The sequence below is a fragment of the Candidatus Cloacimonadaceae bacterium genome (assembly GCA_030693415.1).
Classification (GTDB): Bacteria; Cloacimonadota; Cloacimonadia; order Cloacimonadales; family Cloacimonadaceae; genus JAUYAR01.
Map to the genome: position 1 here is coordinate 1 of JAUYAR010000124.1, position 24,073 is coordinate 24,073.

Sequence of the window (24,073 nt, forward strand, 5' to 3'; positions counted from 1 at the left end):
TGGTCATTCGCTTCCAGTTGCTCTCCACCCCACCTCACGGTGACGCAGTTACCTTCGGCTACAGAGTTTTAACGGTGCTCTGAACAGGACTTTCACCTGTCTGATATGTATCGCTCACAGGCGCACGAATTACCGACGTCCCCGTCGGTTCGGATGGGTTGCCGCGCACGAACCGACGGGACGTCGGCGCTCCATGGATATGGAAATACCGACGGGGACGTCGGTAATTCCATAATGTCCACCGTTCAGAGGTTTCGCAAAAGGAAAAAAATGCCTGCGCAACACAGCTATTGGCATGGACTTAGGATCGATATTGCTGTTGGCGTTATGAGAATAACCCATAAAACACAGATTATTCGCTTGACAAAAATAGGGCTTCTGAAATTGTGCGAAAACAAGATTCTATTTTGAACAGCGCTGGGGGCGTAGTTCAGTTTGGTTAGAACGTCTGCCTGTCACGCAGAAGGCCGCGAGTTCGAGTCTCGTCGCTCCCGCCACAAATTCGGACGCCTTATGGCGTCTTTTTTTTAGGAAAAGAAAATGTCAAAGCATCCGGCAGCAGCAGCTATCTTTCAGGTCGCGAATCAATTGTTAAACGTTGGCTTTTTACTATCTTATCCACTCGTTTATGTGATATTAGCTGCCAAGCACTATACTTTATCGCTCAAACCGGAGGGCACCAATAGCCAAAAGGGGATATTGATCCATGCCGCGTCTGTGGGAGAGGTCAATGCCATCCGCTCTCTGGTGCATGAATTGTTGCGTCTTTACCCATATACAAAGATCGTCATCACCACCACTACGATCACCGGACTGGAACTTGCCAAAGGCATATCCGGCAAAGTGATGGCATATCTCTCCGTCCTCGATGTGCAAATCCTCCGGCAGGCTCAATTGAAGAAAATCGACCCTGGCTTGATCTGCATCGTGGAGACGGAAATCTGGTTCAACATGCTTGATTATGCCCGGAAACATGACATCCCGGTGCTTTTTCTGAACGCCAGGCTTTCGCGGAAATCCCTGAAACGCTATCTCACACTCAAGCCGCTGTTGGCATATTTACAGAAATCGATCAAGAGCATCCATGCCCAAAGCGAAACGGATAGAAACCGCTACATCCAGCTTTTTGATGTGCCGGTAGAAAATGCGGGCAATATCAAATATGCGCTTTTTCTGCCGGACTATGATCATCAAGCGCTGAGAGCAAGCTGGGGCTTTTCAGCTACTGATTTCATCATCTGTCTGGGCAGCAGCCGACCAGGCGAGGAAGCTTGGCTTTTATCCATACTGCCTGAACTGCGGAGTGAAATTGAGAATCTGAAGATCATCCTGGCTCCGAGACATCCCAAACGCCTCGATGAAGTGCGCAATCTGTTTTCCGACAGCGAGATATATACGCTGTCCGATATCGAAAGCGTCTTTGTCCGAGACCGGTCGCTATTTGTGATCGACAAACTTGGTTTCCTCGATCAGGCATATTCCATCTGCGATATTGCCATCGTGGGCGGTTCATTTTTTGATTTTGGCGGACACAATCCATTAGAGCCGGCATTTTATTCGAAACCAATCCTCATGGGCAAGCATCACCACTCCTGCCAAGGCTCGGTGCATCAATTGAAGACCAAAGACGCCATAATTATCTGCGAGAAAGAGAATTTGGCAGGCTATTTGATCAGGCTCTTCAAAGATCCCGGTTTACGCAGGAAAATGGGGGAGAACGCCAAAAGCATCTTGACAGATAATGCCTCCGCGCTAAATAATCACCTCAGAGGTATCGGAAAATGGATAAACTGACCACGCGCGAAGCGATGTTCTATCATATTGACGCAGAGGGAGTTGCGCATTGTGAGCTTTGCCCGAATGATTGCCGGATCAAGGTGGGGGAGAGTGGGCGCTGTCGATCGCGTGCCAATATCGACGGCAAACTCATGGTGGCAAATTATGCCAAAACCATTGGGGTGGCGCTCGATCCGATCGAAAAAAAGCCGCTCTACCATTTCAAACCCGGCAGCCGGATCGTTTCCTTGGGGGCAAATTCCTGCAATCTGGATTGTTTTTTTTGTCAGAACTTTGTGAGCAGCCAGGAAGAGTGTCTCACCAGATTGATTCCTCCGCTCGATCTGTTGGATTTGGTGAACGAAAGCGGAAGCCGCCAGGTTGCTTTCACCTATACCGAACCCTTTACTTGGTATGAATATATCTATGATTTTGCCATGCTTGACAGTGAAGTGGACATCATTCTTGTCACCAACGGCTATGTCAATCCCCAGCCGCTAAAACAGCTTTTACCGTATATCAAGGCGATGAACATCGATCTGAAAAGCAGCAGAAATGCATTTTACCGGCAGCATTGCCATGGCGCTCTCGAGCCCGTGAAATATACGATCAGAAATGCTTACGCATCGGGTGTGCATATCGAGATCACCAATTTGATCATTCCCGAATTGAACGATTCCGATGATCAGATCCGCGAGCTGGCAGTATATATAGCATCTGTGGACAGATCCATCCCTCTGCATGAATCAGCATATCATCCTGCCTACAAATCCACGATCGAAGCCACGCCGGCAGATACAATCATCCGAGGCTGCAATATCGCAGCGGAGTATTTGGACTATGTCTATGCGGGAAACCTGAATCTGGGATCGTTCAAGGATACCCTTTGTCCGCAGTGCCATGCGGTGTGCGTTTCCAGAAGCGGATTCGGCGTTGTTTCGAAAATTGGTGACGGCGGCATTTGTCCAAGCTGCGGGAATCGGATCAGAGGGGTCTTTTGATGTTCAAGCTGATACGCGCCAACCTGCGTTTGGCGGATCTGATCCTCATTATTCTCCTCATACTGTTAATGATCGGAAGCCTGACTGCCAAAATCAAAAACGAAACTGAACTGCGCGTATTTATCTACAAAGATAATATCTTGTGGGGCGAATATCCGCTTTCGGAGAAACGGATCGTTCGCATCGACGCACATAACACGATCGAGATCCGCGATGGAAGATACTCCATGCGCGTTGCCGATTGTCCGGATAAACGATGCGTCAAACAAGGCTGGACGAGCCGTCTGCCGATTATCTGTCTGCCCAACCGCGTTTCGGTGGAAGTCAGAGCCGCTCATCAAGAAGCGCCTCTTATGCTTTATTAAGGTTGATTAATGCTTAGATTTGCCATATATGCCTCCCATCACGGATATGGGCATGCCAGTCGCATGGCGGCTCTGGCTGAGGAATTGACAAAGTTTGGCATCTTCGTTCAAATTCGCAGCGCCAAGCCGGATTTTCTTTTTAACCGTCTCGATCCTTTGTTTTCAGCCAAATCCGCTGCCGTCATCGATGCCGGCGTCCGGCATGGCGACCAACTCGCAGTCGATCTTCCCGCCACGAAATGTGCTCTGCTCGATCTGATGGACAGGCGCCTCGACATCATTGATAGCGAAGTGGAGTATTTACGCAGGGAGAAGATCGATCTTGTCATCGCGGATATTCCATTTTTGGCGGTTGAGGCTGCCACCTATGCCGGGATACCGGTTTTTGCCGTCTCCAATTTCGATTGGTTCTATATCTATAAAGAGCTATTTGCCAATGACATCGGCATGCGTCCGCTGATCAATACCATCTTTGGTCTATATCAAAGAGTTGATCACGCATTTTGTCTGCCATTCTCCTCCAAAGACAGCATGAGCGCTTTCAGCAAGGTGGAAAGTATTGGGCTGTTAGCAAGAAAGAAAGATATCTATCGGGATGTGAAACAAGAACTTGGCATAAAAGAACCGGTGATGATCGTCATGTTCGGTGGGGAAGAGGGGATGAGCGTGAATATCGACGCCATCTGCAAAGCCTTCGAGGGTAAAGTGGTTTCCATGCACGCTTCCTGCGGCGCGGAAAATCATATTTCCATCACTCCCGATGCCGATTTTTTGGATTTTATCCATGCTTCCGATATCGTATTGACCAAGCCGGGCTATTCGTCCTTTGCCGAGGCGGTTCAATTTAACAAATTCATTCTTTATTGTCCGCGTAAAAACTACCCCGAGGAGAGGGTTTTGATTGATGAATTGAAACGCTATCCGTATAAACTGCAATTGGATAGTTTGGATCATAAGGTTAATGAATGGAAGAGGGTATTTGAACAAATAACAGTATCACAAGCCAAAAAAACTCTGTTTTCCAACCGCAATCGTGAAATCGCCTCAACGCTGATCCAAAGGTATATTGAGCTTCGGCTTCCAGGCTCGGAACTGATCAGCGTGATCGATGCGGGGTCGAATAATATCAATTACGCCTTGGTGGATATTTCCAGAAAAAGAGTTATCCACAGCATGCAATTGACCACCGGGCTTGGAAGAGACTATAACCTCACAGCCGATAAGCAAATAAGACTTTCAGTGAAAAGCATGGAATCCTTCAAACAGAGCTTTCGGGATTTGATGTCCTTCGACGTCCGGATTCCTTCCCGCAAGCAAGTCATCGCCACCGGAATCGCCCGCAAGGCTATGAATATCAACAAGCTATCAGAGTGGATCGAAACCCGCTATCAGATCAAATACAAGATCATCAGCGGGCAAGACGAATGCCGTTATGCTTATCACGCGGCTCAGCACATGACAGAGCTTTCCGATGATGCCATGATTGTGGATATTGGCGGATTCAGCACGGAATTTGTGCTGAAACAATCAGGCAAAACAATCTGTCACAGCCTGCCACTGGGACTATTAAGCATTAAAAAAGCTTATGATACAGATACATACAGCGCTGAGAATATTACGGAAGAACTTGCCGCCATTCCCGATACGGGAGAATTGGTACTCGTTGGTCTCACCGCTTTCCTGCTCGCCAAAGTTGTCCGGCGGCTGATCGGATTCAACGTTTTTGCCTTGCATGGTCAACACATCAGAAAAAGCGAATTGATCAAGCTGAGGGAATATATCGCTCAAGGCAAAGCAAGTGAGATTATCCCATATCTGATCGATCCCGCGTCCACCGACATCCTCAGGCTGAGCACGGACTTTGTAATACAAATACTGGACAGATTCGGGCTCTCAGATTTCATCGTCTGCTATTATGGAATATCAGTTGGATACGCATTATGGAAAATAAAAAAAGCAAAATAGCAGGCATTGAAAACCGTGCAGGGAGAGATTTAATACTCCGTCAACAGTATGCGGGAATTGCTTTTTCAGGAGCAACAGGTTGAAGTTTATCGTTGAGACCTACGGTTGTCAGATGAATGTCGCCGATAGCGAGCTGGTGACTTCGATCCTGATCAATGCAGGATTTGAAGCGGTCAAAGATATCAACCATGCGGAGCTGATCATTTTCAACACCTGCTCGGTGCGCAAACATGCCGAAGATCGCGTCTTGGGTAGAATTTCCAATGAAAAACACCGTAAACAAGCCAAACCCGATTTGAAGATCGCCGTGATCGGTTGCATGGCACAGAGAGTGGGGGACACGTTAGTCAAAAACGAGATCGGGGTGGACTATGTGATCGGAGTAGATCAATATCACGATCTCCCCCGTATCCTATCCCATGATACTGATGAACATGTGTTTACAACTATGGATACTGAGCAGACTTATCCTGGAATCATGCCAAAACACGGCAACCAGACCTGCGGATTCGTGACTATCATGCGCGGATGCAACAATTTCTGCACCTATTGCATTGTTCCTTACGTTCGCGGCAGAGAACGCAGCAGATCTTTCCGTGAAGTATATGCCGATGTGTTTGCAGCAGCAGATAATGGACTGCGGGACATCACGTTATTGGGACAAAATGTCAATTCTTATTTCTCTGACAGCCATGATTTTCCGGCTTTGTTGGACGAACTTTGCGCTATCGATAATCTATCTCGGCTACGTTTTATGACTTCGCACCCCAAAGACCTTTCGGATCGATTGATCGATGTCATGGCAAAGAATCATAAGATATGCAATCATATACATTTACCGCTTCAAAGCGGAGATAATGAGATATTGAATAAGATGAACCGTAACTATAGCATCGAGCATTATTTCACTCTGGTGTCCAAATTGCGCAACGCCATGCCGGACATAGCGATAACCACCGATCTTATCGCAGGTTTTCCCTCTGAAAGCGATGCCCAATTTGCGAATAATTTGAGCGCTATGCGAGAGATTGGCTTTGACTTTGCTTTTTGTTTCAAATTCAGCCCCCGAGAAGGAACCACGGCATCCGACATGCATAATCAGGTGATCGAAGCGGTCCGTTTGTCGCGTTTGCAGCAAATGATCGATTTGCAAAGAAAGATCACCTTGGACAAGTTTTCCGCCATGATCGGTCGCGAAGTGGAAGTTTATGTGGAAGGTTTGAGCAAAAAGTCCGCAGCTCAGATTTCCGGCAAGACGGATGATTTTAAGATCGCAGTTTTGACCGGGTCTGAAAAACAGATCGGCACTCTGGTCAGGGCAAGAGTGATCGCGGCGACGGCTGGCACCCTGATCTGCGAGTGAGAAGCAGTTGTATTGTGTTAATGTATGTTATGTAAACTTGCTTATGCCGATCCTAAGAAATTGGCGGATAAATACCTATCCCCCATCACAGATGAATATAATGGAGATCAAATGAGAAGCATGACCGGATACGGAAAAGCTAAATATTCTGAGAATGACATCGATCTTGAGATCGAAATGAAGTCCGTCAACGGACGCTATCTTGACATGAAATTATACCTGCCCAGGGAACTGAGTTTTTTTGAATACCCGGTCAGAAATCGGATCAGCTCCTCCCTTTCACGCGGATCGGTCGAATTTCGGCTCAACTATAGCGACCACCGCGAGATTCCGCTCGCACTCAATGAAAAACGTCTCCTAAGCTACCATGCCCTTGCCATAAAGGCAAAAAAGGCTTTGGGATACGAGGAGCCTGTCTCGCTGGAGTTTTTACTCAATGAGCCGGGCGTGATCGAAAATATCAACCAGCTTGACGAGGATACTATCCTTAAAGATGCACTATATTCCACGCTGAATTATGCTTTGGCAGCTCTTCACCAAAGCATGCAACAGGAAGCCGCCGGGATGAAAGATGTGCTGATTGCTTCGGTGCAAAGCATTGAAGTGGCTTTGTCTGAAATTGAAACTCATATCCAGCCCTTCAAAGCAGAACTCTTGGAAAATATGACCAATCGGATCAAAGATCTGATCTCCACTTATCAGCTTGACAACATGGAACAGCGCTTGATGCAGGAGATGGCGATTTATGTGGATAAATATGATATACAGGAAGAAATAACGCGCCTGCGCAGCCACAGCGAAACGCTATTGAAAGCGCTCTCAGGACATGAGCATAAGGATATCGGCAAAAGCCTCAATTTCATCACCCAGGAAATGCAGCGCGAAGCGAATACCCTTGGCTCCAAGTTTTCCACTTCCAATACCTTCCAGTATGTGCTTGTCATCAAGGAAGAGATCGAAAAGTGCCGGGAGATTGTACAAAATGTCGCCTGAACCGATCCTGAAATGGAAATCCTGGCCACTCGTGGAAAGACCTTATGTATCGGCGGTCGTGATTAGTTTCTTGATCCTGCTTGCCGTTATTCTCTGGAAGATCACGGTGATCGAATGGAGCATGCCTTTTTTCTATTTTATCGGAATGCTGCTCGTGATAGCAAACCTTCTCCCCTACTTCATTCCCACCTACTATGAAATGCATGAGACATACATCGAGGTTCGCTATTTATATCTAAAGATCAGACGCAACTACTCTGATTTCGGATGTTTTTACAAAGACAAACGCGGAATCATGCTCAGCACTTTCAAGCTGCCGCGAAGGCTCGATAGCTTTCGCGGGCAATCGCTTAGATTTTCCGATAGACAAACGGAAGTGCCTGAGTTGATCGAACTCCTCACCCATAAAATTGGAAAACAATACTGAGGATCACTATGAAAGACAATACATTAAAAGACCAAATCAAAGCGGTGCTTGAAGAAGCCCATGCTAACGCGATGTCATACAATGAAATGGTTGTGGCATTGAAACTGAACAAACGGGAAAAGGCAATCCTGCCGGAAAGCCTCAACGCCATGCTGAGCGAAGGTGTTGTGGAAAAGAACAAACGCAAGTTTAGATTGCTCAAGCCAAGTCCGATAAAGGAACAAAGCCCCGCTACCTCTTCGCCCAAACTGATTGAAGGGATTTTTGACGCCACTCCCCTATCGCGCAACTACTCTTATGCCTTTGTGCGTACGGAAACAGGCGATTTCTTCATCAGCAGTGAGGATATATTGAACGCCTACCACAACGATAAGGTGATGATCGAGCCGCACTACAAAAAGGGTAAATCTGATTATGCCCGCATCCGCAGAGTGATCTCCCGTGCCAATGAAAACCTCGCCGGAGATATCCGCGAACACCAAAACCGCAAACTCTTCATCTGCTCCAATCCCAAGATCCACAATTGGTTCGAGGTCTTGGACGTGGGCGCTGCCAAAGACGGAGACAAGGTGATTTTAAACGTTTCCAACTGGGGCAACCCAGTCAGTGGAAAAATGCCCGCCGGTAAAGTGACCGAGGTTTTGGGGTTATCCGGAGACCCGCAAGTGGAGCTACTCGCAGTGTTGCGCCAATATGATCTGCCGATGGAATTTCCCGAACCGGTGATTTGTGAAGTGAACTTAATCCCGGAAGAGATATCTGCAGAAATGATCTCGCACCGCAAGGACTTGAGAAAACTCTACACATTTACCATCGATCCCGCTTCCGCAAAGGATTTTGACGACGCGATCTCACTGGAGAAACATGACAGCGGCTGGACGCTCTATGTCCACATTGCCGATGTCGCTCACTACGTGGGACTTGACAGCCTCACCTTCGCAGAATCCGCCAAACGCGGAAACAGCTTTTATTTCCCCAAGAAAGTCATCCCCATGCTGCCGGAACGCCTTTCCAACAAGATCTGCAGCTTGCGTCCAGATGAAGACAAACTCTGTCTCACGGTCATCACCGATTTTGATCAAAAAGCAAAAGTGAAAAACCAGAGCTTGCACGAGAGTGTGATTCGGTCGGATGCCCGTCTCAGCTACGAAGAAGTGGATGATCTGTTTGACGGCAAATCCACAATTATGGACGAAGCTCTGACAAGCCGTTTGCATGAATCCCGCACGTTGTCAAAACTACTGTCCGAGAAGCGCTTGGCAAGCGGATACATCATGTTTGATCTGCCTGAGATTGAGTATCATTATGACGAAGAGGGCTTTGTCCATCGCCTTGGTTTGAGCGAAGAGACCGATTCTCACAAGCTGATCGAGAACTTTATGCTCGTGGCGAATGAATTTGTGGCAGAAAAACTTACGCAGCAATCTCCGCACTCAATGTATCGCATCCACGAAGATCCGGATCTGACCAAGATCGAGCGCGTGATCGAGACTCTATCATATTATGGGATATCTTTTTATATGAAGGAAACACTCAATCTCTCGATGCAGTATCTCTTGCGCTCAATGCCTTCACCGGAGTTTCATAAAGTGTTTGACCGCATAGTACTTAGAAGCATGAAAAAGGCAAAGTATTCGACCGAGCATGTGCGTCACTTTGGTCTTGGCATGGAAACCTACACCCATTTCACCAGTCCGATCCGCCGGCTTTGTGATCTCGTCATCCACCATCTCTGCAAGAGCTATATCTGCAAAAGCGGTAAACACAAGATCAGCACCAATCAGTTGAAGCTTTGGGCAAACACCGCTTCCGAGCGCGAACTCATAGCAGATCAAGCGGAACGCGATATCGAGAGGATCTATTATCTTGCCTATATGAAGTCTCATGTCGGAGAAAAGTTCAAGGGGCTCGTTATCGCCACAAACTCCAGCAGCTTGATCGTCAGGCTTGATGAGATCCCAGTCTCCGCGGTTCTCAAGGTCGCGAAACTCCGTGGCGGCGGGTGGACTTATTATGACAAAGAAATGCGCTTTGTAAACGGCAGAACCGGAGAATATTATCAACTAACAGATAGGGTAAAAGTTCAGGTAGTTGATGTTAGTGACGATATCTACCTTGAACTTAGCCAAGACAAGGATGCGCACACGCATCTTTTTGAAAAAAGCGAACCCAAAACTAAGCCAAAGGATACCAAGGAATTGGAAAAGCGCCGGCACAATCGCTCAAGAAATGCTGTTGACGCTAATAGGCAGTCCAAAAAAAGTGGCAACCAAGCATCGAGAAAACAAAGCAACAAGAGGAAAAAATGAAGAAACCGATCGGGATATTTGATTCCGGCGTAGGTGGCCTCACAGTTTACAAAGCCATCCGCGAAGCCTTTCCGGAGGAGGATTTGGTCTATTTTGGCGATACCGCAAGAGTACCCTATGGTCCCAAATCTTCCCAAACAATCATCGACTATTCGATCCAGAATTCCCGCTTTCTTCTGCAAAGAGCTATCAAGATTCTCGTCGTTGCCTGCAACACGTCTTCCGCAGTCGCGATTCCCGCTTTGAAACGACTGACGGACATCCCCATCATCGGAGTAATCGAACCTGGCGCTAATCAGGCGATTAAGCGCTCACCCAAGCTTCGGATCGGCATCATCGGTACCGAGGGAACAATACGTAGTGAAGCATACAAGACTGCGATTCAAGCGCTTATGCCAAATTCCGAAGTATTTTCCCATGCCTGTCCCCTATTCGTTCCCCTGGTTGAAGAAAGCTGGCAGCAGCACCATACGACGGATCTGATCGTGAAGGAATATCTTTCCTATTTTGACGATCTGGATATCGATACTCTGGTCTTGGGTTGCACTCATTATCCACTGCTCAGAGCTGCTATTCAACGCGCTGTGGGAGAACATATTACACTGGTGGATAGCGCGGACGCAATTGCCGAATATCTCAAAGTGCTACTGCCCGCTGAAATTGACGGAACACCCGGAACAAATAGCTTTTACGTAAGCGATAGTGAAGCCAAGTTCTCACAAATTGCAGCCCGCATCCTTGGTCATGAAATCTCCCGCCTCAAGCGGGTACGCTTGTTTGAGAGCTGGTTCGAAGATTAATAACTATATCGAATATAGAGGTAACTTAATGCAACCATTAATACTTACAGCCGCGATAACCGGTGCGGAAACCAAACGCGAGGATCAGCCCAATCTTCCTGTGACGCCCAAAGAACAAGCAAGGGAAGCAGTGGCATGTTTCGAAGCCGGCGCGCGCGTGATCCACCTTCACGTTCGCGAGGATGACGGATCCCCCACCCAGAGATTGGAAAGATTCGGAGAATCGATCGAAGCTATCCGTGCCGCAGTGCCCGAAATGATCATCCAAATCAGCACCGGCGGAGCAGTTGGAGAACCATTTGAAAGGCGTTTGGCACCCCTGAGTCTAAAACCGGACATGGGGACACTCAATGCCGGGACACTCAATTTTGGCGACGAGATTTTTATCAACCATCCCCTGGACATCATCCGTCTGGCTGAGGCGTTCAAGCAATATGGCGTAATACCGGAAGTCGAGGTCTATGAATCCGGGATGATCGATATCGTCGCCAAACTGGTCAATAAAGAGATCATCACCCACAGTCCTTTGCATGTTCAATTCGTACTCGGTGTGCCCGGCGGGATGAGTGGTAAGCCGAAGAACCTTATCTACATGATCGAGCACCTCGCTGAAGAGATTCCCACCGCCACCTGGGCGGTCGCGGGGATCGGCAGATGGCACCTTCCCACTGCGATGGTGGCATTGGTAGCCGGCGGTCACATTCGCATGGGATTTGAGGATAACATATTCTACCACAAAGGATTAATCGCGGAATCGAATGCCCAATTGGTCAGCCGCATAGCGAGAATCGCGACCGAGATCGGACGCCCCCTTGCCACACCCGAACAAGCCAGAAACATCCTGGCACTTTAATTAGGAAGACAATGAAAATCACTGACAACGCTCTCAAAGTACTGCAAAAGAGATATTTCAGAAAAGACGACAATGGCAACATCATCGAAGACTGGTCTGCGCTGATCAACCGCGTCGCCGAAAACATTGCCAACGGCGACAAGGAAAAAGAAAAAAGTTATTATGACCTGCTTGATTCGGGATATTTCCTGCCGAACTCCCCCACTCTGATGAACGCCGGAAACGATCTGCAACAGCTTTCCGCTTGTTTTGTGCTTCCCATCGAAGACAGCATGGACAGCATCTTCGAAACGGTAAAAAACGCCGCTCTGATCCACAAAAGCGGAGGTGGCACAGGGTTTTCTTTCAGCCGCCTGCGCGAGGCAAATTCCCGTGTGCGCTCCACCAACGGGGTATCCAGCGGACCGCTATCCTTTATCAAGGTTTTCAACGCTGCTACGGATGCCGTCAAACAAGGCGGAACGAGGCGCGGCGCCAATATGGCGATCCTTAATGTCAACCATCCGCAGATTATGGATTTCATCACCTGCAAGGAAGACCCGAAAGAACTGACTAATTTCAACATCAGCGTGGGCATCACCGAAGATTTTATGCGAGCCGTTTATCAAGACGAAGACTATGATCTGATCTCCCCGCACACCAAAGAATTGCACAGCAGATTGAAAGCGCGCGATGTCTTCAGTCTGATTGTGGAGATGGCACACAAGAACGGCGAGCCTGGCATCATCTTTCTTGATCGCGTAAATAGCGACAATCCGACTCCCCAAGTTGGAATGATCGAATCCACAAATCCCTGCGGCGAGCAGCCACTGCTTCCCAACGAAGCCTGCAATCTCGGTTCGATCAATCTCTCTGCTTTGATCAAAGACAATGCCATCGACTGGGATAGGTTGAAAAGCGTCGTGCGAGACAGCACAGACTTTTTGGATAACGTGATCGACAGTTCCAAGTTTCCCCTCCCCCAAATCGACGAAATGGTGAAGGCAAACCGCAAGATTGGTCTCGGCATCATGGGCTGGGCGGATCTGCTTTATCAATTGAAAATCTCTTACAGCAGCGACCAGGCGGTCGATCTTGCCAGAGAACTGATGGAATTCATCGATTTTGAAGCCAAGCAGCGCTCTATGGAACTGGCTGTCGAAAAAGGCAGTTTCCCCAATTTCTCCGGTAGTGTCTTCTCTGACGGTTCTTTGCAAAGAGTCGCCGTCAAAAAAAACTGGGATGAACTCATCGACCGGATCAAAGACAAAGGAATCAGAAACGCCACGGTTTCCACGATCGCGCCCACCGGAACGATAAGTATGATCTTGGACACATCCAGCGGGATCGAACCCCAATTTTCCCTCGTCTATGTGAAAAACGTCATGGACGGAGAGAAACTGCTCTACGTGAACAAATGGTTCGAACAAGCCCTTGAATCAGAAGGACTTCTGAGTAAAGACCTGCTCGAGGAAGTAGCCAATACCGGCACGGTAGCGCATATCGACGCGATCCCCGACCACTTCAAGAACATCTTTCAAACCGCGCATGATATCAGTCCCGAATGGCACATACGCATGCAGGCGGCTTTTCAACTTTACACGGACAACGCTGTCAGCAAGACGATCAACTTCTCCTCCAGCGCCACGGTGGAAGACATCCGCACCGCCTATGAACTGGCATATCAGCTTGGCTGCAAAGGAGTTACTGTCTATCGTGACGGCAGCCGTGAAAACCAGGTTCTGAGCACCGGAAGCACTTCCAAAAGCCCTGCCACGGATCGCAAAGTCGCCCCGCGTGACCGTCCTGAAGTCACCCACGGCATCACCCAACGCCTTGAAACCGGTTGCGGACACATGTATGTGACCATCAATACCGATGACCACGGCGCCTGCGAGATCTTTGTGCAGATGGGAAAAGTGGGCGGCTGCGCCTCCGCGCAATTGGAAGCGATCGCTCGTTTATCATCACTCGCTCTGCGTTCGGACGTCAAGCTGGAAGCGATCACTCGCCAGCTCAAGGGTATCCGTTGCCAATCCCCGATGTGGCATAAAGGCAAGATGATCACAAGCTGCGGAGACGCTGTCGGTCAAGCTCTTGAAGGTTTTTTACAGATGCACAAAAACGGCGACGTCAAATCTTTAAATCTACCCGTGGAAAACGGTTACAGCATTCCGATGCACAAAAGCGGTTCTGCGCTTTGCCCGGATTGCGGATCCACCATTGAGCACATCGAAGGATGTCTGAAATGCCCTTCATGCGGATGGTCGAAATGTTGATAAGAGTAAGAAAAGCAAAGGAGACAAACCATGCGATGCAATCAATGTAACACCCGTCTCGCCCTGCACGATCTTTGGTGCGTGGGTTGCGGACGCCAGCGCCCGATCGTGAAGACGGAACTATCATCCATGCGCAGCCTTGGAAATACTTGGGCGCAAGCCATGAAAACCAAGAGCGCAAACATCCCTGCTGGCGGATTTTCAGTGATCCTTGGTGCGATTCCAATCGCTGTTTTGATCTGGCTATTTAGCAGCATCATCACTTTCGATGGGGAGAATTTATACAGTCTCTTACTTGGTCTGGCGGTCAAATCCATCGCGTTCAGTTTGTTCGTCCCCTTTGTATTGATCGGTTTCAATGGCATTGCCCGGAAAGATGAGTATTCCATAGGGTTCAAGACGATGCTCTCATCGCTGAAAAGCTATCCGCGTTATCTGGTTTTCAGTCTCACCACCGCGCTATATTATACGATCATCTATCTGATCTGTTTCGGGCTGCCAAATTTCGGCAGTGATCCGATCCTGCGTCTGGTGTGGGTGGTTTTGCTCAACTACTGGGTCGCGATCCTGTTGCCGGTTCCGGCTTTGATGGAGCGGCTGCAAATCCCTTTTTTCACTGCGTTGAAAACATCCTATCGTCACTTTCACGTGGTTCGGTGGAATCTCTATCTGCTCGCTTTGGTGTTAGTTTTGTTAAATATCGCGGGAGCCATTTTGTTCGTAGTTCCGCTGGCGATCACGATCCCGCTTTCATGGTTCGCAATCAGGGACTACACAGATTTGCTGCTCGAATATGAATTGATCCGAGCTCAGAAATAGGAGATGAGCGGACATGACGAAAAAAGAAGTGATCTCGCTGGTCATCCTCATCCTTGTGATCGGCTACGGAGCCTGGCAGTTCTTCACCAGCAACTTCAATGAGAAAAAATCCCAACATCTGATGGATACGATCGTGACCATCACCGCCACCTCGAAGAACAAGAATGTCGGCTCCCAGATCGATTCCGTCTTTGCCTTCATCAAGGAGATGGAAGACCGGTTGAACGATTATCGGGAAGGTTCATGGCTGCATACACTAAATAATTCACCCGAAATCGATTTTCCCATGGATCCCGACGCCTACAAGATACTTGTGATCGCGGACAGCCTCTATCGCATGACCGACGGCGCTTTCGATGTCAGCATCAAACCCTTGTATGATTTGTGGGATTTCGATACCCGGGCACAAATCACTGAGGATTCACTTTTGAACTTGCCGGACAGTCTCGAAATCAAGAAAACCCTTCAATACGTGGGATTTGACCGCATCCAATACAATGAGAAGAGCATCAGGATACCAAAAGGCACCCAACTCGCATTTGGGGCTATTGCCAAGGGGTATGTCCTGGACAAGGCACGCGAATATATGCAGAGCCTTGATCTGATCAGCGGTTTCATTGACTGCCGTAGCTCGATGACCTTCTATGGAGACGTCATGCCCCAGCTTGTCTATATTCAGCATCCGCGCCTCAGCGCAGAAGATTTTATCGCCTCGTTTCGCATCAAGGATCTCAGTGTCGGAACGAGCGGAGATTATCAACAGTATTTTGATTTGAATGGCATCCGCTATCACCATATCATCGATCCCAAAACAGGTTATCCGGTTCGTGATGTCTATTCAGTCACTGTGACCCATCCTTCCGCGGCATGGGCGGACGGGCTTTCCACAGCTTTGTTTTTGATGCCTCCCGAGGAAGCGATCGAAGCGATCAAGAACATTCCGGATTGCAACGCTGTGATTTATTACGAACACAACGGCAGTAACGTCTCGCTCAAATCTGCGGGCATGAAAAACCTCGGATTCTCGGAAAAACTATGATCATCCCAGACGTTCAGAACCATCCCGATTTGCGTAAAATCCTCATCGACAAAGTCGGAGTAAAAGGAGTTCGCTATCCCATTGTAGTGGAGGATATCTCAAACGGCATCCAACACACAGTCGCCGATCTCAATATCTATGTGGAGCTGCCCCATCACCTGCGCGGAACCCATATGTCCCGATTCATCGAGGTATTGAACAAATACCATGATAGCAGCATCATCGCTCAACTGGACAGCTTTCTCATGCGTTTGAAAGAAGTGCTCAAAGCGGATGCGGCTTATGTGGATATCAGTTTTCCATATTTCGTCAAAAAGCATGCACCAGTCTCGAAAATTACTTCGCTGATGAGTTATCAGTGTTTTTTCAATGCCAGTTTTCGGGATATTTATGAGCTCTGGATCGGAGTGACCGTCCCTGTCACAACACTCTGTCCTTGTTCAAGGGAAATCAGCGAATTCGGCGCGCATAACCAACGCTCCCATATCACTATCAAGGTCAAATACAGTGAATTCGTTTGGTTGGAAGAATTGATCGCGATCGCCGAATCCGCCGCCAGTTGCGAGATTTATCCGCTGCTCAAAAGAAGTGACGAGAAATTTGTCACCGAAAAAGCCTATTCAAATCCCAAGTTTGTTGAAGACATCGTGCGCGAGGTCACCCAAAAACTAATGAGCGATACCCGCATGCTTGAGTATTACGTTGAGGCGGATAGCATCGAATCCATTCACAATCACAGCGCCTATGCTCTGATCCAAAGCCACAAACACGATTGACCGGATAACGGAAAAACAGCTTTATCTATGACGGTCACAAACATCTCTCCAGCCCGTAGCGCGTTTCTGCCAAACTCGCTGAAATATATCATCCACAACGATAACACCAATCCTCTCATCTGCTTGCAAATCTATATCCGCATCGGCAGCGTGAAAGAAAAACCCGCCGAAGCCGGATTCGCGCATTTCATCGAACACTTAGCTTTCAAATCCACCCGCGATTTTCCGCTCAATGCCTTATCCGAACACGTCACACGGCTGGGGGGGGCGATCAATGCCTACACGGATTTTGACTGCACCTGCTACTATCTGATGATGCCGTCCGAGCTTCTGGAAGAGGGATTGCACATCCTCAGCCAGCTTGCTTTTCAAGCTGATTTCGCCAGTGATGACGTTGAGATCGAAAAGGATATCATTATCGAAGAGATCAAGCAGTATGAAAACGAGCCGGAGATGGAATTCTTTGACTACCTGCAAAGCACCTATTTTGATAAAAGCCCTTTAAAAAAACCGGTTCTCGGGACTATCGAATCTGTCAAAGCAGCCGATCACAAACGCCTGCTTGCTTTCCAGGCTAAATACTACCGACCGGACAATGCTTTCCTCGTTCTCAGCGGTGATATCAACGGCAATGCCGATGAATTGATCAAACACTATTTCGGTAACTGGAAAAAACCCTCAAAAGCTCTTATTCTGCCCGATTACAGCAGGTTCATGGAGCCTGAGACACTTAAGTTTCGCAAGTTTGAACGCCGCAAAAAAACCGATTTTATTGCCTTACTCATGCCGGAGCTTTGTGAAGCCCATCCAAACAGCGATGCGCTCTTGGTCGCCATGCGTTATTATGCCATCGGCAAGGCGTCCAAGCTCTATAAACGTTTGGTGGAGAGGGAGAAGCTATGTTCCTCCGTCAAGGTTAGCTCCCTCTGTGGAGAATTGAGTGGTGCCTCCGCGATTCTGTTCACACCCTCAGTTAAAAACCGGCGTGATGAGATTATCACCATCATCCGCGAGGAGTTTTTGGATATTCTTGCGGCAAGGGTCGATCCTGTTGAGATCGAATTGATCAAACTCGATATTATCCATAGTTGGCTCTACGGGTTTGAATCGATGGAAAATATCGCCAACATGATCGGCGCCGAAGAGTTTATCAAAGGCTATGAAAATCTCTATCAATACGCGGAACAAATCACTGCGGTCAGCTTTGAGGAGGTGATCGACTCCGCACGTAAATACTGGCAGCCGGACAACCTGGCTTTTTATTATCAGTCTTTCGCAGCAAAGCAGCCGACCACGGTTCAGAATATGACGAAAAGAGATTTCATCGCCGAACCCGCGGAGATCGCTCATGATCTCACACCTCGCATTCCCGAAAACGAGGATGCTGATTTTCACTGCCTTGCCTCTGCCCCATCGGCGGATTTTGAACAGCTTGACGAAATACACTTTCGGATGAACCTATCCAACGGATTGAAGATAATCTATCGCCACATTCCCCACAAACCGATGTTGGGCATTACCTTAAGCACGGAAGTCTGCCAATTGAAAGAGCGCTCTGATCAACGCGGCGAGAATTTTCTCACCTCCACTGCCATGCTCTATGGCACCAGGGCACACAGCCATGAACAGATCATGCAATTCTCTCGCAGGCATGGTTTTAACATCCGCGTGATCCACCATTTGGATTCAACAAATTATCGGGCAAAATGCTTCAACGAAGATCTGGGCAAAACGCTTGATCTGCTGAAGGAAATCATTGCCCAGCCCCTGTTTAACCCTCATCACGTCAGCATGCTCAAGACTGCCGCGATCGACAGCATCCGCCGCGAAAATCAATATCCGGTCAGCTATTCCTACCAACGCTGGCTGATGATGCTTTTCGGCACAAACAGTATCCTCGATCGCAGTTGCGGAAGCATCGGCTCTCTGGGCAAGCTGCGGCTTAATGATTTGCGGCAGTGGCATTTGACGCACTATCATCCTGCCGCCTTTGTTTTGGCTGTAGTGGGATCATTGCCGCCAAAGGATGTTTTTGGCGTCTGCGCCAGCGTGTTTGACCAGCTTGAATCCAAAGCTGATTTAATCCCCAATCTGCCTTTGCCGGAGCGCAAGAAGAGCCCGGAAATCAGGATCAGCCGGCAGAAAGCGGAACAATCGGTGATCCATTTGGGCGGATATGGCACCGCGGCGAAAGACGTGAAGCAAAACACCGCTTTCCATCTGTTGGCGCAAATCCTCGGAGGAGATATATCCTCACGCTTTTTCAATATCTTAAGAGAAAAACACGCTTATGCCTACCAATGCGGATTCGATTTTTCTTCAATCCGCGAAATCGGTTTCTGGAATGCCTATGCCTTCTGCGATCCCGATGATTACAAAGACTGTCTGCGCCTGATCAGAGAGATTTTGACGGATGTTGCGGAAAATGGCGTCCACTCCGATGAACTCAGCAGCGCGCAAAACTATCTCATCGGCATGAACCGTTTTGACAGCGAAAGCGTTTCCTATCAAGCCTCAGCGATATCAAACCTACTTGCTTTGGGCTATGATCTGGATCACTTTCTTTTTCGCGAACAGCGCCTGCGCTCGGTCTCAAACGACGATATCAAAAATGTCGCCTCCACTTGGCTCAAACCGGATAACCACTTTATCCACATCGTGTTATAGATCATGATCACCCTCGGTATCGACATCGGCTCCCGCAACAGCAAGATCGTGCTTTTTGATTCGATCAAGAGCGAGATCATCCACTTTGGTTATGCCTCGACGGACATCTCCCCCATCGTTTCGGTGCGGAGATTGTTAGATGCTTCTTTTGCAGCCACAAACCTGAGCATAGAAAACATAACTGCACGTTGTTCAACAGGATACGGCAGAAAACTATACAAAGAGGCGGATCGGGTTCTGTCCGAGATATCCTGTCATGCCGCTGGTGTCAGCCACTATTTTCCCCGCTGTAAAACGATCATCGACATCGGTGGTCAGGATTCCAAGATCATCACTTTGGACAGTGACGGAAAAGTGGTGGATTTTGCCATGAACGACAAATGCGCTGCCGGGACGGGCAGATTTATGGAAATGACTGCGATCCGGCTGGAATGCTCGCTCGACGATCTCTCGCTAATTGCCGCAAAATCGACTACCGGGTTGAAGCTTAATTCCACCTGCGTGGTCTTTGCCGAATCCGAGATCATTGGCATGATGGCGGATAACGTGAGCGCCATGGACATCGCACGCGCAGTGCATATCTCCGTAGCCAGACGCGTTTTGGCACAGATTTCCGCCCTTGATTATCATCCTCCTGTCGTTTTCACCGGCGGAGTGGCGCAAAATGCAGACCTGCGCTATTGCCTTGAGTTGTTGTTGGAGCAAAAAATCCTCTGTCCGCCCGAGCCTGTAATCACCGGAGCCTTGGGGGCAGCTATATTGGCAGCAGCTTATGAAAATAGATAACCACATACACTCCGAATATAGTTACGATAGCAAGATTAAAGCACAAGAAGTGATTGATAAGGCTATCTTGCTTCAATACAAAGCTATAACAATCACTGAACATCTCGATTTACTGCCTCAGGAACTGGGGATCTTTGGCTTGCCCTCGCTCCGTGAGTATTTTGATAGTATGCGAAGATTGAAGGAGATCAATCAAAATATCATTCTTCTCTGCGGGATCGAGATTGGAGATTATCACCGTGTGCGTGATTTTGCCAGTGCTTTGATAGCGCCCTATCCATTTGATCTGATCCTCGGTTCGGTGCATTTTTTGACCGACAATACCAATGTAGCCATACCTCATCCCTCGCCCTTGGGAAAAGCCGCTCAGACGGATTATTATGAACATAATCTCTCATTGGTCACGGATTGCGAGATCGACGTGTTGTCGCACTTGGGAGTCTATAAGCGCTATTACGACCAGGCTCCGGATGAATCCCGCTGCCGCGATGTCATCGAAGCGATCTTTCGCACGATGATCAAACGTGAGATCGCTCTCGAAGTCAATTTTTCATCCCTGCGCAAGCGCTATCCCTTTGTACTGCCGGAACATCACTATCTCGATCTCTATCGCAATCTGGGTGGAAGGCTCTTCAGCATTGGTAGCGATTCTCATCAAATTGACCATTTTAACGATCACTTTCATCGTCTGCCCAAGTGGCTGATTGAAGCATCAATTCTCAAAGGCAATCTGATCTATGTCTGATATGGAGAGATGAGAGATCAGAGATGAATTTCACCACAGAGAAACGGAGAGATCAGAGAAGTTTATCGGTGAACGGGTGAAAGCTGCGCCCCTCACCCGTTCACCTGTTCACCGACAAACATCTCTTATCTCTCTGCTCTTGCTCTGCTTTCCTCTGTGTTTATCTCATCTCTCATCTCTCATCCCTCCCCCACCTCTGGATCGCGTTTGAGCCGATAATGATCACCAAACCCACAAAAGTAGCCGGGTGGATGCTCTCTTTGAGAATCAAGGCGATGAACAACAGCGAGATAAATGGCGTCACAAAGATCAAATTGGAGATCATGGAGGTGCTCTTGCTGCGTTCCAAAGCCTTCAACCACAATACGAATGTGAGCCCCATCTCGAAGATGCCGACATAGACGGCACCGAGCACGAATACCAATCCCACGGGGCTTTGCACAAAAAGCTCTCCCCCACCGATAACCGCTCTCACCAATGTGTTAAAAACTATGAATATGCTGCCGCAGAGAAAGTTATACATCAGTTTGCATACCGGCGGACGTGCATCGCGCATGTTCATGATCCAATAGCTTGCCCAGATCAGCGATGATGACAAGGCAAGGATGGAGCCCAGGGGGTTATCAAACTTCATCCCGATGAAACTGCCTCTCGATGAGATCAAAATGACACCGCCGAAGCTGATCAGCAAGGCGACGATATCACGGACGCGGAAGCGTTCTTTCAAGATGATGATGGACATCACCGCCAGCACGATTGCCCAAGTGTAGTTCAGCACCTGCGCTTCCTGCGCCCGCAAGCGATCATAGGCATAAAACAAGACCAGATAATACAAGAAAGGATTCAGGAATCCCGGCAGGAGGGAAAGCTTGATATTTGTGTAGAATCCGTGCCGGTCGCCGCTTTCGTTTCTGCCGTTTGACCAATTGATCAACACCAGAAAGATGCTTGCCGTGAGCGATGAAAAGAGCAGTAATCCCAATGGAGTGAGGAACTTCAGGCTCAGTTTGAAGGCGGTGGAAACGCTTGACCAAGCGATAACGGCAAGGATGGCATAGATGTAGGCGGAGCGCTGGTTTTTCATGTCGTTATAATAAAAGAGCCTGTCCTTTCCAGACAGGCCATCAGTTTCGTAAAATCTTTTATTTCATCTTTTTAAGGATGTTTACGTATTTGGTTTCCAGGGTCTTGTTCTTTAGCTTTTGTGCGGCGAGGATGACCAATTGCACTGCATCCTTGCTGGTTTCGTCATAGTTATGCCATTTTTCGCCGTAGGTGACGAGGTCTTCAAATCTCTTCATTTCATTGAGCAGGAAGCTGATTTCCTGATAGTCTTTGTCGTTGTCACGGATGGCTAACAGTTGTTTCAAAAAGCTGAGTGCCAGTTCGTTATCGTTCAATTTATATGCGATATATTTGGCGTCTGTGAGAGCGTCGTAGTTCTTGGGGTCGAAGCTCAGCACGATCATGGTGTTATCCATGGCTTGTTGATATTGGCTAAGCTCAAAATGGCAATAGGAGATGTTCATCAGATTGTTGGTGTTGCGGGGTTCTTTCACTTTCGCTTTGTTCAGAAAGGTTAAAGCGGTTTCATGTTCTATTTTATTGAGATAAAAGATGCCCAATTCCTGAAGCAGGACGATGTTTTCGGGATCTTTTGCATAGATTTTTTGCAGTATCTCCTCGGCTTTGGCGTCGTCTTTGAGATCAACCTGATGGATGACCTTGAGCTTGATCAGTGGCTCGATGCGGTCTGGATAAAGGGTAGCGGCGAGCTCAAAAATCTCCATTGCCTCGCGGGTATTGCCGGCAATGTATTCATCCTCGGCGATCTTGAAGATGCGCGCCCAGCAACTGTCCTTGCGTTTTTTCATGTCGCGGATATCGGCAAAGTCTTCTTCTGTGAGCTTGGAAAAGCCTTCGGTGGTTTTGATCACTCTTGCATAGCCTTCAAAGGCGGATTTGTTGAGCTGCAGCGCTTGCTCCGGGTTGCGTTCGGCGTTATACATATTGATATCGGAAACGCGGCGGAGGGCGATGACGTGGTCGGGGTTATCCTCAAGCACAAGATTGTAATACTTCAGTGCTTCCGCGACGTTTTGTTGGGCATAATAGACGTTGGCGGTCTTGATGTTCACGTTTGCCTGGGCACTCAATTTTTGCCGTGGAGCGGCGCAGGCACTGATCAGCAAAGTTGCTGTTAGAGCTATGATTATCAGATACTTCATATCGATTACTCCTATATGGACTATTATCTTTAAAGGCATGAAATATGTGGGCTGATATCAGTCAAGAACTTTTAGCTGAAAGGAGGAAAGGTGGAAGAGATGAGAGATGAGATAAGAGAGATGAGATAAACACAGAGGAAAGCAGAGTGAAAGCGGAACAAGAGCAGAGGGGTGAAAGGTTCATTTGATGAATTTCACCACAGAGAAACAGAGCGATCAGAGCAGAGACATGAGAGAAAAGACCTGGATTCCAGTTCCAGCCTTCGAGACTGTGTGAAAACTATTGGCAACATAACCGTTAGTTTTCACACAGTAAGCATTGGGCTCTGTAATGACAGTTCCCGGGAATAGGAGACACAAACAGTAAACTGATTTCATAAATATTGTGCTGTCTTCATAGTTTTCGCACAGCCTCCTTCGCTGGAATGACACGCTGGAATGACGGGTGCAGAGCCTGTTCACCTGTTCACCTGCTCACCGACAACCATCTCTCATATCTCTGCTTTTGCTCTGCTTTTCTCTGTGTTTATCTCTTCTCTGATCTCTCTGTTTCTCTGTGGTGAATTTCATCTCTGAATCTCTCATCTCCCATCTCATCCACCTTTTCACCTCCGCAGGATCGGCAACCTGCGCCCCCATAGCAATACGGTATCAATACGGACTCATTACGGACTAAGTCCGTATTGACTCCGTAATGCTCACGGGGAATTCCGGAATTGACGCTGTGGCTGATTGTGTTGCCCCTGATTGGGTTGTCGCACCGGAACCGACGGGGACGTCGGTAATTCGTGCGCCTGTGAGCGATACATATCAGACAGGTGAAAGTCCTGTTCAGAGCACCGTTAAAACTCTGTAGCCGAAGGTAACTGCGTCACCGTGAGGTGGGGTGGAGAGCAACTGGAA

Annotated in this window: 19 protein-coding genes and 1 tRNA gene; 18 read left to right on the forward strand and 2 right to left on the reverse strand. The window is 48.2% G+C overall.

What is annotated here, in order from left to right; all coding sequences use genetic code 11:
- Positions 1 to 419: 419 nt before the first annotated feature.
- The 18 genes from Q8M98_07660 to Q8M98_07745 all read left to right on the forward strand — a co-directional run bounded on the left by Q8M98_07660 (position 420) and on the right by Q8M98_07745 (position 20,942).
- Positions 420 to 497, forward strand: a tRNA-Asp gene (locus tag Q8M98_07660).
- A gap of 43 nt (positions 498 to 540) precedes the next feature.
- The gene (locus tag Q8M98_07665; GenBank protein MDP3114640.1) at positions 541 to 1,794 is read left to right on the forward strand and encodes a glycosyltransferase N-terminal domain-containing protein; all 1,254 of its coding nucleotides are present in this window, start codon (positions 541 to 543) and stop codon (positions 1,792 to 1,794) included.
- On the forward strand, positions 1,782 to 2,777 hold the full coding sequence (gene amrS / locus Q8M98_07670; GenBank protein MDP3114641.1) for an AmmeMemoRadiSam system radical SAM enzyme: 996 nt from the start codon (positions 1,782 to 1,784) through the stop codon (positions 2,775 to 2,777). The genes Q8M98_07665 and amrS overlap by 13 nt, the downstream gene beginning before the upstream one ends.
- Positions 2,777 to 3,142 carry a NusG domain II-containing protein gene (locus Q8M98_07675; GenBank protein ID MDP3114642.1) on the forward strand — a complete coding sequence of 122 codons (366 nt, stop codon included), beginning with the start codon at positions 2,777 to 2,779 and terminating at the stop codon, positions 3,140 to 3,142. Before amrS ends, Q8M98_07675 begins: the two co-directional genes overlap by 1 nt.
- Positions 3,143 to 3,151: 9 nt before the next feature.
- On the forward strand, positions 3,152 to 5,107 hold the full coding sequence (locus Q8M98_07680) for a hypothetical protein (protein MDP3114643.1): 1,956 nt from the start codon (positions 3,152 to 3,154) through the stop codon (positions 5,105 to 5,107).
- A gap of 79 nt (positions 5,108 to 5,186) precedes the next feature.
- Positions 5,187 to 6,470, forward strand: coding sequence for a tRNA (N6-isopentenyl adenosine(37)-C2)-methylthiotransferase MiaB (gene miaB / locus Q8M98_07685; GenBank protein MDP3114644.1), 1,284 nt, complete (start codon positions 5,187 to 5,189; stop codon positions 6,468 to 6,470).
- Positions 6,471 to 6,494: 24 nt separating this feature from the next.
- Positions 6,495 to 7,463 (forward strand): YicC/YloC family endoribonuclease, encoded by a 969-nt coding sequence (locus Q8M98_07690; GenBank protein MDP3114645.1) that lies wholly within the window; start codon positions 6,495 to 6,497, stop codon positions 7,461 to 7,463.
- Positions 7,453 to 7,890: a hypothetical protein gene (locus tag Q8M98_07695; protein ID MDP3114646.1), complete on the forward strand. Its 438-nt coding sequence runs from the start codon at positions 7,453 to 7,455 to the stop codon at positions 7,888 to 7,890. Before Q8M98_07690 ends, Q8M98_07695 begins: the two co-directional genes overlap by 11 nt.
- Positions 7,891 to 7,898: 8 nt before the next feature.
- Entirely contained in the window at positions 7,899 to 10,199 is a 2,301-nt protein-coding gene (locus tag Q8M98_07700; GenBank protein ID MDP3114647.1) for a VacB/RNase II family 3'-5' exoribonuclease, read from the forward strand.
- Positions 10,196 to 10,999 carry a glutamate racemase gene (murI, locus tag Q8M98_07705; GenBank protein MDP3114648.1) on the forward strand — a complete coding sequence of 268 codons (804 nt, stop codon included), beginning with the start codon at positions 10,196 to 10,198 and terminating at the stop codon, positions 10,997 to 10,999. The genes Q8M98_07700 and murI overlap by 4 nt, the downstream gene beginning before the upstream one ends.
- A 28-nt stretch (positions 11,000 to 11,027) precedes the next feature.
- On the forward strand, positions 11,028 to 11,852 hold the full coding sequence (locus tag Q8M98_07710; protein ID MDP3114649.1) for a 3-keto-5-aminohexanoate cleavage protein: 825 nt from the start codon (positions 11,028 to 11,030) through the stop codon (positions 11,850 to 11,852).
- 11 nt (positions 11,853 to 11,863) lie between these two features.
- Positions 11,864 to 14,110, forward strand: a complete 2,247-nt coding sequence (locus Q8M98_07715; GenBank protein ID MDP3114650.1) for a vitamin B12-dependent ribonucleotide reductase — start codon at positions 11,864 to 11,866, stop codon at positions 14,108 to 14,110.
- A 30-nt stretch (positions 14,111 to 14,140) separates the two neighbouring features.
- Positions 14,141 to 14,929, forward strand: coding sequence for a hypothetical protein (locus Q8M98_07720; protein ID MDP3114651.1), 789 nt, complete (start codon positions 14,141 to 14,143; stop codon positions 14,927 to 14,929).
- A gap of 13 nt (positions 14,930 to 14,942) precedes the next feature.
- Positions 14,943 to 15,968: an FAD:protein FMN transferase gene (locus Q8M98_07725; GenBank protein ID MDP3114652.1), complete on the forward strand. Its 1,026-nt coding sequence runs from the start codon at positions 14,943 to 14,945 to the stop codon at positions 15,966 to 15,968.
- A complete protein-coding gene (folE2, locus tag Q8M98_07730; protein MDP3114653.1) occupies positions 15,965 to 16,744 on the forward strand; it encodes a GTP cyclohydrolase FolE2 in 780 nt (259 codons plus the stop codon). The genes Q8M98_07725 and folE2 overlap by 4 nt, the downstream gene beginning before the upstream one ends.
- Before the next feature lie 27 nt (positions 16,745 to 16,771).
- Positions 16,772 to 19,411: a pitrilysin family protein gene (locus tag Q8M98_07735; GenBank protein MDP3114654.1), complete on the forward strand. Its 2,640-nt coding sequence runs from the start codon at positions 16,772 to 16,774 to the stop codon at positions 19,409 to 19,411.
- Positions 19,412 to 19,414: 3 nt separating this feature from the next.
- The gene (locus tag Q8M98_07740) at positions 19,415 to 20,197 is read left to right on the forward strand and encodes an acyl-CoA dehydratase activase (protein MDP3114655.1); all 783 of its coding nucleotides are present in this window, start codon (positions 19,415 to 19,417) and stop codon (positions 20,195 to 20,197) included.
- Positions 20,184 to 20,942 (forward strand): histidinol-phosphatase HisJ family protein, encoded by a 759-nt coding sequence (locus tag Q8M98_07745; GenBank protein MDP3114656.1) that lies wholly within the window; start codon positions 20,184 to 20,186, stop codon positions 20,940 to 20,942. The genes Q8M98_07740 and Q8M98_07745 overlap by 14 nt, the downstream gene beginning before the upstream one ends.
- 172 nt (positions 20,943 to 21,114) lie before the next feature.
- Here the strand turns inward: Q8M98_07745 and Q8M98_07750 are convergent, their stop codons facing one another.
- Complete coding sequence (locus Q8M98_07750) at positions 21,115 to 22,026, reverse strand: DMT family transporter (GenBank protein MDP3114657.1); 912 nt, start codon at positions 22,024 to 22,026, stop codon at positions 21,115 to 21,117.
- Positions 22,027 to 22,084: 58 nt separating this feature from the next.
- Positions 22,085 to 23,170: a tetratricopeptide repeat protein gene (locus Q8M98_07755; protein ID MDP3114658.1), complete on the reverse strand. Its 1,086-nt coding sequence runs from the start codon at positions 23,168 to 23,170 to the stop codon at positions 22,085 to 22,087.
- Positions 23,171 to 24,073: the final 903 nt, after the last annotated feature.

Coding starts and splice junctions, on each gene's coding strand:
- Q8M98_07665 (MDP3114640.1), top strand. CDS start 541: ATGTCAAAGCATCCGGCAGCAGCAGCTATCTTTCAGGTCGCGAATCAA.
- amrS (MDP3114641.1), top strand. CDS start 1,782: ATGGATAAACTGACCACGCGCGAAGCGATGTTCTATCATATTGACGCA.
- Q8M98_07675 (MDP3114642.1), top strand. CDS start 2,777: ATGTTCAAGCTGATACGCGCCAACCTGCGTTTGGCGGATCTGATCCTC.
- Q8M98_07680 (MDP3114643.1), top strand. CDS start 3,152: ATGCTTAGATTTGCCATATATGCCTCCCATCACGGATATGGGCATGCC.
- Q8M98_07690 (MDP3114645.1), top strand. CDS start 6,495: ATGTTATGTAAACTTGCTTATGCCGATCCTAAGAAATTGGCGGATAAA.
- Q8M98_07695 (MDP3114646.1), top strand. CDS start 7,453: ATGTCGCCTGAACCGATCCTGAAATGGAAATCCTGGCCACTCGTGGAA.
- Q8M98_07700 (MDP3114647.1), top strand. CDS start 7,899: ATGAAAGACAATACATTAAAAGACCAAATCAAAGCGGTGCTTGAAGAA.
- murI (MDP3114648.1), top strand. CDS start 10,196: ATGAAGAAACCGATCGGGATATTTGATTCCGGCGTAGGTGGCCTCACA.
- Q8M98_07710 (MDP3114649.1), top strand. CDS start 11,028: ATGCAACCATTAATACTTACAGCCGCGATAACCGGTGCGGAAACCAAA.
- Q8M98_07715 (MDP3114650.1), top strand. CDS start 11,864: ATGAAAATCACTGACAACGCTCTCAAAGTACTGCAAAAGAGATATTTC.
- Q8M98_07720 (MDP3114651.1), top strand. CDS start 14,141: ATGCGATGCAATCAATGTAACACCCGTCTCGCCCTGCACGATCTTTGG.
- Q8M98_07725 (MDP3114652.1), top strand. CDS start 14,943: ATGACGAAAAAAGAAGTGATCTCGCTGGTCATCCTCATCCTTGTGATC.
- folE2 (MDP3114653.1), top strand. CDS start 15,965: ATGATCATCCCAGACGTTCAGAACCATCCCGATTTGCGTAAAATCCTC.
- Q8M98_07735 (MDP3114654.1), top strand. CDS start 16,772: ATGACGGTCACAAACATCTCTCCAGCCCGTAGCGCGTTTCTGCCAAAC.
- Q8M98_07740 (MDP3114655.1), top strand. CDS start 19,415: ATGATCACCCTCGGTATCGACATCGGCTCCCGCAACAGCAAGATCGTG.
- Q8M98_07745 (MDP3114656.1), top strand. CDS start 20,184: ATGAAAATAGATAACCACATACACTCCGAATATAGTTACGATAGCAAG.
- Q8M98_07750 (MDP3114657.1), bottom strand. CDS start 22,026: ATGAAAAACCAGCGCTCCGCCTACATCTATGCCATCCTTGCCGTTATC.
- Q8M98_07755 (MDP3114658.1), bottom strand. CDS start 23,170: ATGAAGTATCTGATAATCATAGCTCTAACAGCAACTTTGCTGATCAGT.